We start from the raw sequence: 17,318 nt of genomic DNA, 5'->3' as shown, positions 1-17,318 counted from the left end.
GAGAGGCCTCCTTCGGGAGGCCTTTTTTATGCCCGCGCATTTGCCAGGCCCGGGGTGGTTGCGTGCATCATGGGCGCCGTCTTCCCATCAGCAGCCGAGCCCGCCCATGACTTCGCGCCTCAACCTGTGCCTCGCCCTTGCCTGTAGCCTGCTCACCGGCGCAGCCTGCGCCAACGATGCCCCGCCCACCCTTGCCCCACTGCTGCAAAGCATCGGCGAGCGCCTGAGCATTGCCGATCAGGTGGCCCTGAGCAAATGGGATAGCCACAAGGCCGTGGAGGAGCGTCCGCGGGAACAGCAGGTGATTGCCGGCGCCACGGCCCAGGCCGCCACCTATCACCTGAATGAAGAAACGGTCGGGCAGTTCTTCGCCGCCCAGATCGAAGCCAACAAACTGGTGCAGTACGCCCGGCTGTCCAGCTGGCACCTGCAAGGCCAGGCACCGGACACCCCGCGCCAGGACCTGGCCGGACAGATCCGCCCACAACTCGATCAGTTACAAAAACGCCTGCTGCAGCAACTGGCCGACTTCAGCCCCCATCGCGGTGATCGCCAATGCCCGCAATGGCTGGCCCAGGCCACTCAGGCCGCCAGCAGCGACCCGTTGCGGCAGCTGGCAATGATCCGCGCCACCGCCGAGTTATGTGTGTTCAAAGGTTAACCGCGCCCGCGCCCAGCCTCGCGCCGCCCTATGCTGAGCCCTTCAACCGCACACCTGTGAAGGGCTGGAATCACCGTGACGCGCATCGCTGTCTTTTGCCTGCTGTGGCTAACGGCGCTGCCTGCCAGCGCAGAGCCCTACACACAACTGCGCTTGCAGGGCGTGCCGGACCACGGCGCGCTGCGAGCCAACAACGGCAGCTTCACCGTGCAGGTGGTGCTAGCGCCGGCCTTGCAGCCGCACCACCGCCTGCGCCTCTTGCTGGACGACCAGGCTTATGGAGCCCCGAGCCGGGGCCCCGAGTTGCCGCTGGTCGCTATCGAGCGTGGCCAACATCGCCTGGCGGTGCAGATCCTCGACGGCGAGCGGGTCCTGCAGCAGAGCGCGCAGATCACCTTCACCCTGCTGCGGGCCCATCGCCGTTGAGCCCACTTCAAGCGAACCGCTACAGCCCGCTCGCTGAGTGAAACAGCGCAGTGCCCATGCGGCGCTCATGCTCCAGTAGCCAGCGCTTGCGCCACAGTCCGCCACCGTAGCCGGTGAGGGCACCGTCGCTGCCGATCACCCGGTGGCAGGCAATGACGATGGCGATCTGATTGGCACCGTTGGCCCGGGCCACCGCGCGCACCGCCGACGGCGAGCCGATCCGGCTCGCCACCTCGGCATAACTGCAGGTGCTGCCCAGGGGAATGGCGCGCAGGGCCTGCCATACCGTGCGAGTGAACGGCGAGGCGTTCATCGCCAGCGGCGTGTGGAAGCCACCCGGCTCACCGGCAAAATAACGCTGCAATTCGGCCTCGATCTGGTCGATCGGGGCAAAACGCCCGAAACCTATGCTCGAACCGCTGCGCTTTTGCAGGGCCTGCAGCTCATTGGCCAGCGCCGGACGATCGAAAAACTCCAGCAGGTGCAGGACCTGGGCGTCAGCCACCGCCAGCATCACGCCGATAGGGGTTTGCAGCCAGTCCACCTTGAGCAGCTCGCGCCCCCGCAGGTTCGACGGTGGCTGGCCAGCCAGACGGGAAAAGGCCCGGCGAAAGCCGCTGTCGGAATCAAAGCCGGCGCTGATCTGCGCCGCGATCACCGACTCTCCGCCCGCCAGCTGCTGCATGCCCTGTCCCATGCGCCGCAGCCGGGCCATTTCCAGGAAAGTCACCCCAAAGTAGCGCTTGAAGGCGCGACGCACGGTGGACGGATCCAGCCCCTGCCGGGTCAGATCATCTTCGTACCAGCGCCGCTCGGGATCACCGTGCAGTTGCTCCAGCAGGGTCTGCACCCAGGGTTCCTGCACCCCGGCCCGCTCCAGAGGGCGACACCGCAGACAAGCACGAAATCCCGCTTCGACACAGCCCTTGATCGAGCCGAAAAACACCGTGTTCTCACGCTTGGGCTTGCGCGCGGCACAGGTCAGGCGGCAGAACACCCCCGTGCTCTTGACCCCGACGAACGCAAAGCCCTCATAGGCCGGGTCGCGGTCCAAAAGGGCCTGATACAGGGTGTCGTCATCGGGGAGCTGAAACAGCAGAGTGGCGTTTTCCATGGCCGCATCCTAAACCTTGAAGCGTCGGGTTCGAGCACTCTAAACCCGCGCCCTGTGCGCTGCCGCTGAAAAACGGGCGTTGATTCTCGCCGATTCGGGCAACCGGCCAGCGCCCTGCAGATTCATGCACTATATTGGTGCAACACCGTGCACCCACAGACCATTCCCAGCCCATTTTGGTTCGAAAATACCCGGCAAAGCTGGCAAAGCGCCACGCAAGCGGGCTTCAAACGCCTGTTTCAGGCCGCGAACGCTTCTTTTCGGAGCCTTGGTTTGGTTTTTGCATTTTCTCCACATCAGCGCTTTAACCCCGCGCGCGATCCCGGACCGGCTCCGGCTCGCCCTGCTCCAAAAGAGGTCCGAATGACCATCAGCGACCCACTGCACCGTCTGCTTCTGGACAACCTGACCACCGCCACCATTCTGCTCAACGCCGACCTGCGCCTTGAGTACATGAACCCGGCGGCGGAGATGCTCCTGGCCATCAGCGGCCAGCGCAGCCATGGGCAATTCATCAGTGAGCTGTTCACCGAGTCCGCCGAAGCCCTGAGCTCCCTGCGCCAGGCGGTGGAACAGGCGCACCCCTTCACCAAGCGCGAGGCCATGCTCACCGCCCTGACCGGCCAGACCCTGACCGTCGACTACGCGGTGACGCCGATCCTCAGCAATGGCGATACCTTGCTGCTGCTGGAGGTCCACCCCCGGGACCGGCTGCTGCGCATCACCAAGGAAGAGGCCCAGCTGTCCAAGCAGGAAACCAGCAAGATGCTGGTGCGCGGCCTGGCCCACGAGATCAAGAACCCCCTGGGCGGGATTCGCGGCGCCGCCCAACTGCTGGCCCGCGAGCTGCCCGAGGAAAGCCTCAAGGACTACACCAACGTCATCATCGAAGAGGCCGACCGCCTGCGAAACCTGGTGGACCGCATGCTCGGCTCGAACAAGCTGCCGTCCCTGGCGCTGACCAATATCCACGAAGTGCTGGAGCGGGTCAGTAGCCTGGTGGAAGCCGAAAGCCAGGGCTGCATCACCCTGGTGCGCGATTACGACCCGAGCATTCCCGACGTCTTGATCGACCGCGAGCAGATGATCCAGGCGGTGCTCAACATCGTGCGCAACGCCATGCAGGCCATCAGCAGCCAGAACGAAATGCGCCTGGGGCGCATCACCCTGCGCAGCCGCACCATGCGCCAGTTCACCATCGGCCATGTACGTCATCGCCTGGTGACCAAGATCGAGATCATCGACAACGGCCCGGGCATTCCCGCCGAGCTGCAGGACACCCTCTTCTTCCCCATGGTCAGCGGCCGCCCGGACGGCACCGGGCTGGGCCTGGCCATTACCCAGAACATCATCAGCCAGCACCAGGGCCTGATCGAATGTGACAGCCATCCCGGCCACACCACCTTCTCGATCTTTCTGCCTCTGGAACAAGGAGCCCCATCGACATGAGCCGTAGTGAAACCGTGTGGATCGTCGATGACGACCGTTCTATCCGTTGGGTCCTGGAAAAAGCCCTGCAGCAGGAAGGCATGACCACCCAGAGCTTCGACAGTGCCGACGGGGTGATGAGCCGCCTGGCGCGCCAGCAGCCGGACGTGATCATTTCCGACATTCGCATGCCCGGCGCCAGCGGCCTCGACCTGCTGGCACGGATTCGCGAGCTGCACCCGCGCCTGCCGGTGATCATCATGACCGCGCATTCGGACCTGGACAGCGCTGTCGCCTCCTACCAGGGCGGGGCCTTCGAGTACCTGCCCAAGCCGTTCGACGTGGATGAGGCGGTGTCCCTGGTCAAGCGTGCCAACCAGCATGCCCAGGAGCAGCAGGGCCTGGAAGTGGCGCCGACCCTGGCCCGCACCCCGGAAATCATCGGCGAAGCGCCGGCGATGCAGGAGGTGTTCCGTGCCATCGGGCGCCTGAGCCACTCCAACATCACCGTGCTGATCAACGGCGAGTCCGGCACCGGCAAGGAATTGGTGGCCCACGCCCTGCATCGCCACAGCCCGCGGGCGGCGTCGCCGTTCATCGCCCTGAACATGGCCGCCATCCCCAAGGATCTGATGGAATCCGAGCTGTTCGGCCATGAAAAAGGCGCCTTCACCGGCGCCGCCAACCTGCGCCGCGGACGCTTCGAACAGGCCGACGGCGGCACCCTGTTCCTCGACGAGATCGGCGACATGCCGGCCGATACCCAGACCCGCCTGCTGCGGGTTCTGGCCGACGGCGAGTTCTACCGGGTCGGTGGCCACACGCCGGTCAAGGTCGATGTACGGATCATCGCCGCCACCCACCAGAACCTGGAAACCCTGGTGCACGCCGGCAAGTTCCGCGAGGACCTGTTCCACCGCCTCAACGTGATCCGCATCCATATTCCGCGCCTGTCGGACCGTCGCGAAGACATCCCGACCCTGGCCAAGCACTTCCTCAGCCGCGCCGCCCAGGAACTGGCGGTGGAACCCAAGCTGCTGAAGAACGAAACCGAGGAATACCTGAAGAACCTGCCGTGGCCAGGCAACGTGCGCCAGCTGGAGAACACCTGCCGCTGGATCACTGTCATGGCGTCGGGGCGCGAGGTGCACATCAGCGACCTGCCGCCGGAGCTGTTGAGCCTGCCCCAGGATTCGGCGCCGGTGACCAACTGGGAACAGGCCCTGCGCCAGTGGGCCGATCAGGCCCTGGCCCGCGGCCAGTCGAGCCTTTTGGACAGCGCGGTGCCGAGTTTCGAGCGGATCATGATCGAAACCGCCCTCAAGCACACCGCCGGCCGCCGCCGCGACGCCGCCGTGCTGCTGGGCTGGGGCCGCAACACCCTGACCCGCAAGATCAAGGAGTTGGGGATGAAGGTGGACGGAGGCGACGAGGACGAAAGCGAGGAAGGCTGAGCTCTCCCCCTGTGCAGGAGCTGGCTTGCCAGCGAAAAGGCCCTTGAGCCTTGCAGAGCGCTGACCAGCGCTTTCGCCGGCAAGCCGGCTCCTACGACGAGGATCGGCATGCACCAGGATGGGGTGCATGCACTGGCCGAAGGCGCGATGAACCGCAATCGAGCACAGCGCGATCATTCGAGGCCTGGCCTTCCAATCTGAATATTTGCCCTTCGAAAACGCAAAAGCCCCGGAATTCGGGGCTTTCGGCTTTTTATCCAGGCAATTCATACAGGACCGGCCAAAGTTGGCACGCCCCCTGCAATACCTCCATCACTACCCAGTTTCGGGGACCTTGGTACAGGCAGGCCGGGGATTCCCCTCTTTAACACCCGGCCCACCACGCTCACAGCGACGGGCCAAGCTTTCGGGAACCTCGGTACAGGCAGGCCGGGAATTCCCTCTTTAATACCGGGTTCATCACGCGCATCGCGACGAGCCCAAGCTTTCGGGAACCTCAGTACAGGCAGGCTGGGGCTTCCCTCTTTAACACCGGGCTCATCACGCGCATCGCGACGAGCCCAAGCTTTCGGGAACCTCAGTACAGGCAGGCTGGGGCTTCCCTCTTTAATACCGGGCTCATCACGCTTTGAGCGACGAGCCCAAGCTTTCGGGAACCTCGGTACAGGCAGGCTGGGGCTTCCCTCTTTAATACCGGGCTCATCACGCTTTGAGCGACACGCCCACAACCCTTTCGGGGACCCTGGTACAGGCAGGCCGGGAATCCCCCTCTTTACACCGGGACTCATCGCCCCGACAGGCGATCAGCCCCTCCCGCTTTTGGGGGCCTTGGTACAGGCAGGCCGGGGTTTCCCTCTTTTATTTCTCCCGCAGGTGGATCGCCAGGCGCCAGCGCCCGTCCACCTGGCTGGCGCTCCACTCGCCCCGCAGCGGCCGGGCCGCCACCAGGTTCAGCAGCAAGCCCTGGTCCGCCAGCCGCACCCGCCAGTTCACCGTCTTCTGATTGACCTGCAACTGACCGTTCTGCGCCCGTCCTTGCGCATCGAACAGCAAGGCGATGGTGCCATCGATATGTTCGCCGTGAACCTTGGGTTCCTGGTTGAACCAGACCACCAGGCCATCGGCCGCCACCTCGACCTGTTGCAACTCGATCGGATCGGGCTGCGTCAGTCGACCGATCATCAGCCCCACCATCATCCCGACAATCGCCAGGGAGCCGAACACCCGCAGCATAAGCTTCGGTCGCGGGTCCTCTTCAGGCGTAGAATGCAGCCCATCTTTTTCTTCGGAGCCGTGCATGTTTCACGTCATCCTCTTTCAACCAGAAATTCCGCCGAATACCGGCAACGTTATCAGGCTGTGCGCCAACAGCGGCTGCCACCTGCATTTGATCGAGCCACTGGGTTTCGAAATGGACGACAAGCGCCTGCGCCGTGCCGGCCTCGACTATCACGAATACGCCACCCTGCAACGCCATGCCGACCTCGCCAGTTGCCTGGAAAGCCTCGGCCATCCGCGCCTGTTCGCCTTCACCACCAAGGGCTCGCGGCCCTTCCATGACGCCAGCTTCAAGGAGGGCGACGCCTTCCTGTTCGGCCCCGAGAGCCGTGGCCTGCCGGCGGACGTGCTGGACGCCCTGCCGGGCGAGCAGCGCCTGCGCTTGCCCATGCGCGAAGGCTGCCGCAGCCTGAACCTGTCCAACACCGTAGCCGTGGCGGTCTATGAAGGCTGGCGACAACTGGGCTTCAAGTAACCATTCTCTGTAGCCGCTGCCGCAGGCTGCGACAAGGCCCGAAGGGCCTTCCTGCAGGCGCGATCACGGCACCCACCTCGTGGTCGATCACAGCCTGCGGCAGCGGCGCCAGGGTTTGGACAGCTGACGCCCGAGCATGAAAAAAGCGCCGTGACAGGCGCTTTTTTCGTACCACAGCCAGTACTTACTGAACGGTGTTTTCGCCGGCGGACTGCAGGCGTTGCAGTTCCTGGGCGTACAGCGCGTCGAAGTTCACCGGGGCCAGCATCAGGGCCGGGAACGAACCGCGGGTCACCAGGCTGTCCAGCGCTTCGCGAGCGTAAGGGAACAGGATGTTCGGGCAGAAGGCACCCAGGGTGTGGCTCATGGAAGCCTCGTCCAGGTTCTTGATCAGGAAGATACCGGCCTGTTGCACTTCAGCGATGAAGGCCACTTCGTCACCGTTCTTCACGGTCACGGACAGGGTCAGCACCACTTCGTGGAAGTCGGCTTCCAGGGCCTTCTGACGGGTGTTGAGGTCCAGGCCGACGCTTGGCTCCCACTGCTGACGGAAGATGGCCGGGCTTTTCGGCGCTTCGAAGGACAGGTCACGCACGTAGATGCGCTGCAGGGAGAATTGCGGTGCGCTTTCGTCTTCGGCAGCAGCAGTGTTCTGTTGGTCAGTCATCTCAGATCCTTCTTGATCTTGGGTCTAATAGGGTTAGGAATTTCAGGCCGCCAGCAGCGCGTCGAGCTTGCCGGCGCGCTCCAGGGCAAACAAATCATCACAACCACCTACATGGGTGGCACCGATCCAGATCTGCGGCACGGACGTGCGTCCGGCTTTCTGGGCCATGTCGGCGCGCACCTGCGGCTTGCCATCGACCTTGATCTCTTCGAAGGCTACGCCTTTGCTCCCGAGCAGTTGCTTGGCCCGCGAGCAGTAAGGGCAGTAATCACTGGAGTAGACGATGACCTGGGGCATTACTTCACCAATGGCAGGTTGTCGGCTTTCCAGCTGGAAACACCGCCGGACAGTTTGGCGGCGGTGAAACCGGACTTCATCAGTTCACGGGCATGGGTGCCGGCGTGCTGGCCTTGGGCGTCCACCAGGATGATGGTCTTGGCCTTGTGCTTCTCCAGTTCGCCGACACGGGCGGCCAGCTTGTCCTGGGGAATGTTCAGCGCGCCGACGATGTGGCCGGCGGCATAGTCCTTGGACGGACGGATATCGATCACTACGCCCTGCTCGCTGTTGACCAGCGCGGTCAGTTCACGGGTGCTGAGGCTGCGGCCACCGCGGCTCAATTCATGAGCGATCAACAGAGCCAGCAGGATGGCGAAGGCGCCGACGAGCAAGTAGTGTTCAGTGGCGAATTGAATCAGGTGAGCAACCATCTAAGGAGGTTCCAGGGCGTTAAAATGTCGGCCAGTATACACAGCCCTCAAGGTCGGCCAAACCCCGCCCGGCGGTGACGCCACCGGAACTTCGCTTTAAACTGCCACTCCGTTTTTCAACACCTCCTTTTTCAACACTTTCCTATCCAGCCACGAGTGGACGCCATGACTACCACGCCTAAACCTTTGGTCCTGATGATTCTGGATGGCTTCGGTCACAGCGAGAGCCACGAATCCAACGCCGTCTATGCGGCCAAGAAGCCGGTCCTGGACCGCTTGTGCGCCAGCATGCCCAACGGCCTGATCTCGGGCTCGGGCATGGACGTCGGCCTGCCGGATGGGCAGATGGGCAACTCCGAGGTGGGCCACATGAACCTGGGCGCCGGTCGCGTGGTGTATCAGGACTTCACCCGGGTGACCAAGGCCATCCGTGACGGCGAGTTCTTCGAGAACCCGACCCTGTGCGCCGCCGTGGACAAGGCCGTGGCCGCCGGCAAGGCCGTGCACATCCTCGGCCTGCTGTCGGACGGCGGCGTGCACAGTCACCAGGACCACCTGATCGCCATGGCCGAGCTGGCCTTCAAGCGCGGTGCCGAGAAGATCTACCTGCACGCCTTCCTCGATGGTCGCGACACCCCGCCCAAGAGCGCCCAGTCGTTCATCGAACTGCTGGACGAAAGCTTCAAGACCCTGGGCAAGGGCCGCATCGCCAGCCTGATCGGCCGCTACTTCGCCATGGACCGTGACAATCGCTGGGACCGCGTGGCCCAGGCCTACAACCTGATCGTCGACGGCCAGGGGCAGTTCAACGCCGCCACCGCCCAGGAAGGCCTGCAAGCGGCCTACGCCCGTGAAGAGAGCGACGAGTTCGTCAAGGCCACCACCATCGGCGAGCCGGTCAAGGTCGAAGACGGCGATGCCGTGGTGTTCATGAACTTCCGTGCCGACCGGGCTCGCGAGCTGACCCGGGTCTTCGTCGAGGACGACTTCAAGGACTTCGAGCGCGCGCGCCAGCCAAAGCTGGCCGGCTTCGTCATGCTCACCCAGTACGCCGCCAGCATCCCCGCGCCGGCAGCCTTTGCTCCGGGCAGCCTGGAAAACGTGCTGGGCGACTATTTGGCGAAAAACGGCAAGACCCAGCTGCGCATCGCCGAAACCGAAAAGTACGCCCACGTGACCTTCTTCTTCTCCGGCGGCCGTGAAGAGCCGTTCCCGGGGGAGGAGCGCATCCTGATCCCGTCGCCGAAAGTCGCCACCTACGACCTGCAGCCGGAAATGAGCGCTCCGGAAGTCACCGACAAGATCGTCGACGCCATCGAGCACCAGCGCTACGACGTGATCATCGTCAACTACGCCAACGGCGACATGGTCGGCCACAGCGGCGTGTTCGCCGCCGCGGTCAAAGCCGTGGAATGCCTGGACCTGTGCGTCGGGCGCATCGTCGATGCCCTGGAAAAGGTCGGTGGCGAAGCCCTGATCACCGCGGACCACGGCAACGTCGAGCAGATGTCCGACGCCTCCACCGGCCAGGCCCACACCGCTCACACCACCGAGCCGGTGCCCTTCATCTATTACGGCAAGCGCGCCCTGAAAGTCCGCAAAGGCGGAGTGCTGGCGGATGTGGCACCGACCATGCTCAAGCTGCTGGACCTGCCTCAGCCTGAGGAAATGACCGGCACCTCGATCCTGGTCGATCCTGCGCACTGACCCCCTCAGGTCGCCGTTGCATGAAAAACGCCCGATGCAGTCCATCGGGCGTTTTTCATTGCGGCTCCGCCCCGCTCCAGGCGCGGCGCGAAAGCCCAAGCGCATGACAGCCCCACCAGACAAACACCTGCCACTTGCTGAATAATGATTATCGTTATCAGAACTGCCCGCAGAGAGAATCCCATGAACAAGATGGCTACGCTGTTTCTAGCCTCCCTCCTGTCAGGCTGCGCAAGCCAGGTTCCTGCCCAACAGTCGCAGGCCCCCGGGGCCAGCGCCCCCGAACAGCCACACACCCAGGTGGCCATGGACCCGCTGACCGCCGGCAAATTGCGCACGCTGTTGAGCATCCAGCCCCAGCAGCACGCTGCCGACATCGGGCAGATGAACGACCTCATTTCACGGGAGTTCCTGCAGACGCCTTATGCGCCGAACAAGCTGCAGGGCTCTGCGACCCTGGCCGAAAAACTGGTCGTCGACTTCAGGGGCCTGGACTGCTTTACCTACCTGGATTACGTCGAGGCATTGCGCCAGTCCCGCGACGAGGCCGGCTTCATCCACAACCTGGTGCAGATTCGCTACGTCAACGGCGACGTCAATTTCCTCAACCGCCGCCACTTCTTCACCGACTGGGCCCATGCCGGACAGCCCTTGGCCGATGACGTCACCGCCCTGCTGGGTGCCGATGCGGTGACCGTCGCCAAGCACCTCAATCAAAAGGCCGATGGCGGCCATTACCTGGCGGGGCTGCCCGTGGCCGACCGCGACATCACCTACATTCCCAGCGCGCGGATTGACCGGCATGTGCTCGGCAGCCTGCGCACCGGCGACTACATCGGCATCTACACCCCACTCTCGGGCCTGGACGTCACCCACACCGGGCTGTTCATCAGGACCGCCCAGGGGCCTGTCCTGCGCAATGCGTCCTCGAAGCAGAACCAGCGCGTGGTGATCGACTCGCCGTTCATGGAGTACGTCCGCGACGTCCCGGGCATCGTGGTCCTGCGCGCCCGGCCAACCGACCTGGTCGATCACCCTGCATCCACCTCCCAGAGCAGCGCCCAGGCGCACCAGCATCCGCCCCACGCGCAAGCGCCTGGCTGATCGCCGCGGAAACCGCTGGCAGGCTGATAGCAAATGGCCCAATAACCGCCCGGAAAGGGCTTTTTATGACGAACGCCGCAAAGCAGTTGGCTTTGAGGCGTTTTTTTTGCCGCGATGGGCGGGCATACTAGGCCGTCCCTTTCCCTGGTGTCGCCCGCCTCTATGCTTCGCGCCCTGATTGCCCTTGCTCTGATCTGCCTGCTCCAACCGGCTTTTGCCGACGAGCGCGCGCAAACCCAACAACAGTTGGACGCCACGCGTCAGGACATTGCCGAGCTGAAGAAACTGCTGGGCAAGCTGCAGGAAGAAAAATCCGGGGTGCAGAAAGAACTGCGCGGCACCGAAACCGAGATGGGCAAGCTGGAAAAGCAGGTCGAAGCCCTGCAGAAAGAGCTGAAGAAAAGCGAAGCCGAGCTGCAGCGACTCGATGAGGAGAAAAAAAAACTCCAGAGCGCGCGCACTGAACAGCAGCGACTGATCGCCATCCAGGCCCGCGCCGCCTACCAGAACGGGCGCCAGGAATACCTCAAGCTGCTGCTCAACCAGCAGAATCCGGAAAAATTCGCCCGTACCCTGACCTACTACGACTACCTGAGCCAGGCGCGCCTGGAGCAGTTGAAGAGTTTCAACGAGACCCTGCGCCAGCTGGCCAATGTGGAAAAGGACATCTCCCTGCAGCAGGCCCAGTTGCTGGTGCAGAAGAGCAGCCTCGACACCCAGCGTGAAGAACTCGACAAGGTCCGCAAGGAGCGGCAACTGGCCCTGGCCAAGCTCAACGACGACGTGAAGGCCCGGGACGACAAGCTCAAGGCCCGCGAGCAGGACCAGGCCGATTTGGCCAAGGTGCTCAAGACCATTGAAGAAACCCTGGCCCGCCAGGCCCGCGAGGCAGAAGAAGCGCGCCAGAAAGCGCTGATCGCCCAGCAGGAAGCCGAAAAAAAGCGTTTACGTGAGGCCCAGGCCGACGCCAGCGATGCCCCGCGCAAGCCCGTCAGATCAAGCCCGGGCGCCTTGGTTTCCAGCGCCGGCCCTTCCTTCGGCGGTGCATTTGCCGCCGCCCGGGGAAAACTTCCATGGCCGGTTGATGGTCGATTGCTGGCACGCTTTGGTGAAACCCGTGGCGATGACTCCCGTTCCAAGTGGGACGGGGTGATGATCAGCGCCGCCGCCGGCAGCCAGGTACACGCCGTGCACGGTGGCCGGGTGGTGTTCGCCGACTGGCTGCGCGGCGCCGGGCTGCTGGTGATCCTCGATCATGGCAACGGCTACCTGAGTCTCTACGGGCACAACCAGACCCTGCTCAAGGAAGCCGGTGATGTGGTCAAGGCCGGAGAGTCCATCTCCACCGTGGGTAATAGTGGCGGACAGGACACTCCTGCGCTGTACTTTGCAATTCGTCAGCAGGGCCGCCCCAGCGACCCGGCACAGTGGTGCCACGCGCAAGGATAAGCGCTGCATCTAAATTAGGAGTTCGTTCGACATGCTGCATTTGTCCCGCCTTACCTCGCTGGCCCTGACGATCGCCCTGGTGATCGGAGCGCCTCTGGCGTTTGCCGCCGAAACCGCTCAATCAGCGACCGCCGCGACCACCAAGGCACCTTTGCCGCTGGAAGAACTGCGCACCTTTGCCGAGGTCATGGACCGGATCAAGGCGGCCTATGTCGAACCCGTGGATGACAAGACCCTGCTGGAGAATGCCATCAAGGGCATGCTCAGCAACCTCGACCCGCACTCGGCCTACCTGGGCCCGGAAGACTTCGCCGAGCTGCAGGAAAGCACCAGCGGCGAATTCGGCGGCCTGGGCATCGAAGTGGGCGCCGAAGACGGCTTTATCAAAGTGGTGTCGCCGATCGACGACACCCCGGCCTCCAAGGCCGGGATCCAGGCCGGCGACCTGATCGTCAAGATCAACGGCCAGCCGACCCGTGGCCAGACCATGACCGAAGCCGTGGACAAGATGCGCGGCAAGATCGGCCAGAAAATCACCCTGACCCTGGTGCGCGACGGCGGTACGCCGTTCGACGTGACCCTGGCCCGCGCCACCATCCAGGTGAAGAGCGTGAAGAGCCAGTTGCTGGAGTCGGGCTACGGCTACATCCGCATCACCCAGTTCCAGGTCAAGACCGGCGAGGAAGTCTCCAAGGCCCTGGCCAAGCTGCGCAAGGACAACGGCAAGAAGCTCAACGGCATCATCCTCGACCTGCGCAACAACCCGGGCGGCGTGCTGCAGGCGGCGGTGGAAGTGGTCGACCACTTCATCACCAAGGGCCTGATCGTCTACACCAAGGGTCGCATCGCCAACTCCGAGCTGCGCTTCTCTGCCACCGGCAAGGACGAAAGCGAAGCCGTGCCGATGGTGGTGCTGATCAACGGCGGCAGCGCCTCGGCTTCGGAAATCGTCGCCGGCGCCCTGCAGGACCAGAAACGCGCGGTGCTGATGGGCACCACCAGCTTCGGCAAGGGCTCGGTGCAGACCGTGCTGCCGCTGAACAACGACCGCGCGCTGAAGATCACCACCGCGCTGTACTTCACCCCCAACGGCCGCTCGATCCAGGCCCAGGGCATCGTTCCGGACATCGAAGTGCGCCGCGCCAAGATCACCAGCGAGGCCCAGGACGGCGAGTATTTCAAGGAAGCCGACCTGCAGGGTCACCTGGGCAATGGCAACGGCGGCGCCGACAAGCCGAGCGGTTCGACCAGCAAGGCCAAACCGATGCCACAGGATGACGACTACCAGCTGGCCCAGGCCCTGAGCCTGCTCAAGGGGCTGAGCATCACCCGCGGCAAGTGATTGAACCCTTCGCCGGCAAGCCGGCTCCTACAGGAGCCGGCTTGTGTAGGAGCTGGCTCGCCAGCGAAGCGCCCGCCAGGGCGCCCATTCCCCTATAAGGCTTGATCCCGCCCCCCATGATTTCCCACCGCCCATCCCTGTTCCGCCCGCTCTGGGCCCCGCTGCTGGCCCTGCTGTGCTTCTTCACTGCTGCGACCCACGCTGCCGAACCGGCACCTGCGGCACCCAAGGCCTACCTGAGCCTGATCATCGACGACCTCGGGCAGAACCTGCCCCGCGACCGCCGCGTGCTGGCCCTGCCCGGCCCGGTGACCACGGCGATCATGCCCGACACGCCCCACGCCGCCGAGTTCGCCCGCGAAGCTCACCGGGCCGGCAAGATCGTCATCCTGCACATGCCCATGGACCCGGCCACCGGCCCCTTCGCCTGGCACCCCGAGCTGCCCATCGAAGAGCTGCAAAAGCGCCTGGAGGCAGCCTTCCAGGCCGTGCCCTACACCAGCGGCATCAACAACCACATGGGCAGCCGCATGACCGCCCAACCGCAAGCCATGGCCTGGCTGATGGCCGACTTGCAGCGACGTCACAAATTCTTCGTCGACAGCCGCACCAGCGCCCAGACGGTCGCCGCCGCCGAAGCGCAGAAGATCGGTCTGGCCAGCGTTTCCCGGGATGTGTTCCTGGACGACGAACGGACGGAAGCGGCGATCAGCCAACAGTTGCAGACAGCCATCAAACTGGCGCGCAAACAGGGTTCGGCGGTGATGATCGGCCACCCTTATCCACAGACCCTGGCCGTACTCGAACGCGAACTGCCCACGCTCAAGGCCCAAGGCATCGAGTGGATCGATATCAAGTCGATGATCAGCCTGCGCAGCAACGAAGCCATGGCCGGGCACGGCAAGAACGGCAAGTACAGATAGGACAGCCGCAAGCCTCAAGCTGCAAGCCAAAGCGCCGCCGACCTGCTGTGACTTGTAGCTTGCGGCTTGCGGCTTGCGGCTGCTTCTAGAGATAACGCCCCATGATTTCCTCCACCAGCCCCTCTTCGCGCATCGCGTCCAGGGCTGCCTGGAGCTTGGCCACCACCTCATCGGACACGTCCTTGTTCAGGGCCAGGTACAGCTCGGCGCTGTTGAAGCGCAGCACGGTCTTGAGGCCGGTGATGCCTTCCTGCTTGGCCAGGTAACGTCCCGCCGGATCGCCGGTGGCCCAGAGATCGATCTGCCCCGCCACCAGCTTTTTGGCGTTGTCCTGGTCCCGCAGCACCACCTGGGGCGCCAGGCCCTGCTTGGCCAGGGTCTGGGCAATGGCATCGCCCTTGTAGGCGCCGATCTTGTAGCTGCGCGCCTGCTCCAGGGATTCGAGGGTGATCTTGCTGCCGGCCTTGGCCAGCATGATCCAGTCGTCTGGGCCGATGGGGCCGACCCACTTGAACAGCGGCTCGCGCTCCGGCAGCCGGGCCACGACGAACACGCCATAGCCCGGCTGTTCCAGGGCCATCTTGTAGATGCGCTCCCAGGGGAAACGCAGGGTCAGGCTGTAATTGATCCCGGCGCGCTTGAACATTTCGCGGACGATATCCACGGCGATGCCGTCGATGTTCTCGCCTTGCGCGAAGTTCTTGCCGTTCTTGGCCATGTTGTAGGGGGGGAAGTTTTCCGTCAGCAGCACCAGGGCGGTGTCGGGGGTTTCAGCGGCGCGGGCCAGAGTGCTCAGGAGCAGGGTCGCGCTGGCGACAACCACAAGAAGACGTTTGAACATGACGGGATACCAGAATCCATGGCGTGCTCAAGAGTGCCGCGAGCACGCCATGCTGTCCAGTGGCTATCGCACCACGATCCCGCGCTGCGCCATGTAGGCCTTGGCCTCGGGAACCGTGTATTCGCCGAAGTGGAAAATGCTCGCCGCCAGCACCGCGCTGGCGTGGCCTTCGATGATGCCGTCGGCCAGATGCTGGAGGTTGCCGACGCCGCCGGAGGCGATGACCGGGATTCCCAGGGCATCGCTGATGGCCCGGGTCACGCCCAGGTCAAAGCCGTTTTTCATGCCGTCCTGATCCATGCTGGTGAGCAGGATCTCGCCGGCGCCCAGGCCTTCCATCTTCTTCGCCCACTCCACCGCGTCCAGACCGGTGGGCTTGCGCCCGCCATGGGTGAAGATTTCCCAGCGCGGGGGTTCGCCCGGGCCGGAGACCTTCTTCGCGTCGATGGCGACCACGATGCATTGCGAGCCGAAATGCTGCGCCGCTTCACCGACAAACTCGGGGTTGAACACCGCCGCGGTGTTGATCGAAACCTTGTCCGCGCCGGCATTGAGCAGGTTGCGGATGTCCTGCACGGTGCGCACGCCACCGCCCACGGTCAGCGGGATGAACACCTGGCTGGCCATGCGCTCGACGGTATGCAAGGTGGTATCACGGCCGTCGACGCTGGCGGTGATGTCGAGGAAAGTGATTTCGTCGGCACCCTGCTCATCGTAGCGACGGGCGATTTCCACCGGGTCGCCGGCGTCGCGGATGTTCTCGAACTTGACGCCCTTGACCACCCGGCCGTTGTCCACGTCCAGGCAAGGGATGATGCGTTTGGCTAAGGCCATGGGCTTAATCTCCGATGAAGAGTTGCAAGCTGCGGGCTACAAGCGGCAAGTCAGAGCCGATCGCGGTCGGGCGTTGACAGGCCGCTTGCCGCTTATGACTTGCAGCTGGCCGCGTAGCCATCACAAAAGGCCTGGGCTTCTGCCACATCCAGCGTGCCCTCATAAATGGCGCGGCCGGTAATGGCGCCGATGATTCCCGGCGCCTTGGCATCCAGCAGGGCCTTGATGTCGCCCAGGTTGTGGATGCCGCCGGAGGCGATCACCGGAATTTTGGTGGCCGCCGCCAGGGCCGCAGTGAACGGCACGTTGCAGCCCTGCATCATGCCGTCTTTGGCGATGTCGGTATAAACGATGGCGGACACGCCGTCGGCTTCGAAGCGCTTGGCCAGGTCGATCACCTGCACGCTGCTGACTTCAGCCCAGCCGTCGGTGGCGACGAAACCGTCCTTGGCATCCAGGCCGACGATGACCTTGCCCGGGAACGCGCGGCAGGCCTCGGCAACGAACTCCGGCTCCTTGACCGCCTTGGTGCCGATGATCACGTAGCTCACGCCGGCCTTGACGTAGTGCTCGATGGTTTCCAGGGAACGGATACCACCGCCGATCTGGATCGGCAGGTTCGGGTAGCGCTTGGCGATCGCGGTGACCACCTCGCCGTTGACCGGCTGGCCTTCGAAGGCGCCGTTGAGGTCCACCAGATGCAGACGACGGCAACCCCCTTCAACCCACTTGGCGGCCATGCTCACCGGGTCATCGGAGAACACCGTGGAATCTTCCATGCGGCCCTGGCGCAGACGCACACAGGCGCCGTCCTTGAGATCGATAGCGGGAATAATCAGCATGCTTTTTCCTTCGTCAAAAGAGCTGCAAGCTGCAAGCCACAAGCTGCAAGCATGCGTGTCTGT

Annotated in this window: 18 protein-coding genes; 10 read left to right on the top strand and 8 right to left on the bottom strand. The window is 63.9% G+C overall.

Features of this window, described 5'->3' with window-relative positions; genetic code table 11:
• Positions 1-106 precede the first annotated feature (106 nt).
• The gene (locus tag POS17_RS01875; protein ID WP_060837113.1) at positions 107-661 is read left to right on the top strand and encodes a chorismate mutase; all 555 of its coding nucleotides are present in this window, start codon (positions 107-109) and stop codon (positions 659-661) included.
• 75 nt (positions 662-736) lie between these two features.
• Positions 737-1,087 (top strand): hypothetical protein, encoded by a 351-nt coding sequence (locus POS17_RS01870; protein WP_231978996.1) that lies wholly within the window; start codon positions 737-739, stop codon positions 1,085-1,087.
• A gap of 19 nt (positions 1,088-1,106) precedes the next feature.
• Here POS17_RS01870 and POS17_RS01865 read toward each other — a convergent pair whose 3' ends face one another.
• On the bottom strand, positions 1,107-2,201 hold the full coding sequence (locus POS17_RS01865; RefSeq protein ID WP_060837112.1) for a bifunctional transcriptional activator/DNA repair enzyme AdaA: 1,095 nt from the start codon (positions 2,199-2,201) through the stop codon (positions 1,107-1,109).
• Between the two features lie 363 nt (positions 2,202-2,564).
• Between POS17_RS01865 and glnL the strand changes: the two genes are divergently transcribed.
• The gene (glnL, locus tag POS17_RS01860) at positions 2,565-3,650 is read left to right on the top strand and encodes a nitrogen regulation protein NR(II) (protein ID WP_060837111.1); all 1,086 of its coding nucleotides are present in this window, start codon (positions 2,565-2,567) and stop codon (positions 3,648-3,650) included.
• Positions 3,647-5,083, top strand: coding sequence for a nitrogen regulation protein NR(I) (gene ntrC, locus POS17_RS01855; protein ID WP_016963311.1), 1,437 nt, complete (start codon positions 3,647-3,649; stop codon positions 5,081-5,083). Before glnL ends, ntrC begins: the two co-directional genes overlap by 4 nt.
• Positions 5,084-5,941: 858 nt before the next feature.
• Here ntrC and POS17_RS01850 read toward each other — a convergent pair.
• The gene (locus POS17_RS01850) at positions 5,942-6,382 is read right to left on the bottom strand and encodes a hypothetical protein (RefSeq protein WP_060837110.1); all 441 of its coding nucleotides are present in this window, start codon (positions 6,380-6,382) and stop codon (positions 5,942-5,944) included.
• Between POS17_RS01850 and trmL the strand changes: the two genes are divergently transcribed.
• Positions 6,381-6,836 carry a tRNA (uridine(34)/cytosine(34)/5-carboxymethylaminomethyluridine(34)-2'-O)-methyltransferase TrmL gene (gene trmL / locus POS17_RS01845; protein ID WP_016963309.1) on the top strand — a complete coding sequence of 152 codons (456 nt, stop codon included), beginning with the start codon at positions 6,381-6,383 and terminating at the stop codon, positions 6,834-6,836. The genes POS17_RS01850 and trmL overlap by 2 nt on opposite strands.
• 184 nt (positions 6,837-7,020) lie before the next feature.
• Here trmL and secB read toward each other — a convergent pair whose 3' ends face one another.
• The 3 genes from secB to POS17_RS01830 are packed head-to-tail and all read right to left on the bottom strand — an operon-like array spanning position 7,021 to position 8,213.
• A complete protein-coding gene (gene secB / locus POS17_RS01840) occupies positions 7,021-7,503 on the bottom strand; it encodes a protein-export chaperone SecB (RefSeq protein ID WP_016963308.1) in 483 nt (160 codons plus the stop codon).
• Between the two features lie 42 nt (positions 7,504-7,545).
• The gene (gene grxC / locus POS17_RS01835) at positions 7,546-7,800 is read right to left on the bottom strand and encodes a glutaredoxin 3 (RefSeq protein ID WP_060837109.1); all 255 of its coding nucleotides are present in this window, start codon (positions 7,798-7,800) and stop codon (positions 7,546-7,548) included.
• On the bottom strand, positions 7,800-8,213 hold the full coding sequence (locus tag POS17_RS01830; protein ID WP_060837108.1) for a rhodanese-like domain-containing protein: 414 nt from the start codon (positions 8,211-8,213) through the stop codon (positions 7,800-7,802). The genes grxC and POS17_RS01830 overlap by 1 nt, the downstream gene beginning before the upstream one ends.
• Before the next feature lie 165 nt (positions 8,214-8,378).
• Between POS17_RS01830 and gpmI the strand changes: the two genes are divergently transcribed.
• The 5 genes from gpmI to POS17_RS01805 all read left to right on the top strand — a co-directional run bounded on the left by gpmI (position 8,379) and on the right by POS17_RS01805 (position 14,738).
• The gene (gene gpmI / locus POS17_RS01825) at positions 8,379-9,920 is read left to right on the top strand and encodes a 2,3-bisphosphoglycerate-independent phosphoglycerate mutase (RefSeq protein WP_060837107.1); all 1,542 of its coding nucleotides are present in this window, start codon (positions 8,379-8,381) and stop codon (positions 9,918-9,920) included.
• A gap of 183 nt (positions 9,921-10,103) precedes the next feature.
• Positions 10,104-11,024, top strand: a complete 921-nt coding sequence (locus POS17_RS01820) for a DUF1460 domain-containing protein (protein ID WP_060837106.1) — start codon at positions 10,104-10,106, stop codon at positions 11,022-11,024.
• Between the two features lie 162 nt (positions 11,025-11,186).
• Positions 11,187-12,473, top strand: a complete 1,287-nt coding sequence (locus POS17_RS01815) for a murein hydrolase activator EnvC family protein (protein WP_060837105.1) — start codon at positions 11,187-11,189, stop codon at positions 12,471-12,473.
• A 31-nt stretch (positions 12,474-12,504) separates the two neighbouring features.
• Positions 12,505-13,815 (top strand): S41 family peptidase, encoded by a 1,311-nt coding sequence (locus POS17_RS01810; RefSeq protein ID WP_016963303.1) that lies wholly within the window; start codon positions 12,505-12,507, stop codon positions 13,813-13,815.
• A gap of 116 nt (positions 13,816-13,931) precedes the next feature.
• The gene (locus POS17_RS01805; protein ID WP_060837104.1) at positions 13,932-14,738 is read left to right on the top strand and encodes a divergent polysaccharide deacetylase family protein; all 807 of its coding nucleotides are present in this window, start codon (positions 13,932-13,934) and stop codon (positions 14,736-14,738) included.
• A gap of 85 nt (positions 14,739-14,823) precedes the next feature.
• Here POS17_RS01805 and POS17_RS01800 read toward each other — a convergent pair whose 3' ends face one another.
• The 3 genes from POS17_RS01800 to hisA all read right to left on the bottom strand — a co-directional run bounded on the left by POS17_RS01800 (position 14,824) and on the right by hisA (position 17,255).
• Entirely contained in the window at positions 14,824-15,579 is a 756-nt protein-coding gene (locus tag POS17_RS01800; protein ID WP_060837103.1) for a substrate-binding periplasmic protein, read from the bottom strand.
• 63 nt (positions 15,580-15,642) lie between these two features.
• Positions 15,643-16,413: an imidazole glycerol phosphate synthase subunit HisF gene (gene hisF / locus POS17_RS01795; protein WP_060837102.1), complete on the bottom strand. Its 771-nt coding sequence runs from the start codon at positions 16,411-16,413 to the stop codon at positions 15,643-15,645.
• 92 nt (positions 16,414-16,505) lie between these two features.
• Positions 16,506-17,255, bottom strand: coding sequence for a 1-(5-phosphoribosyl)-5-[(5-phosphoribosylamino)methylideneamino]imidazole-4-carboxamide isomerase (gene hisA / locus POS17_RS01790; RefSeq protein WP_060837101.1), 750 nt, complete (start codon positions 17,253-17,255; stop codon positions 16,506-16,508).
• Positions 17,256-17,318 lie beyond the last annotated feature (63 nt).

Source organism: Pseudomonas sp. Os17 (assembly GCF_001547895.1).
Taxonomy (GTDB): Bacteria; Pseudomonadota; Gammaproteobacteria; order Pseudomonadales; family Pseudomonadaceae; genus Aquipseudomonas.
This window is presented reverse-complemented; position numbering and strand designations above follow the sequence as displayed.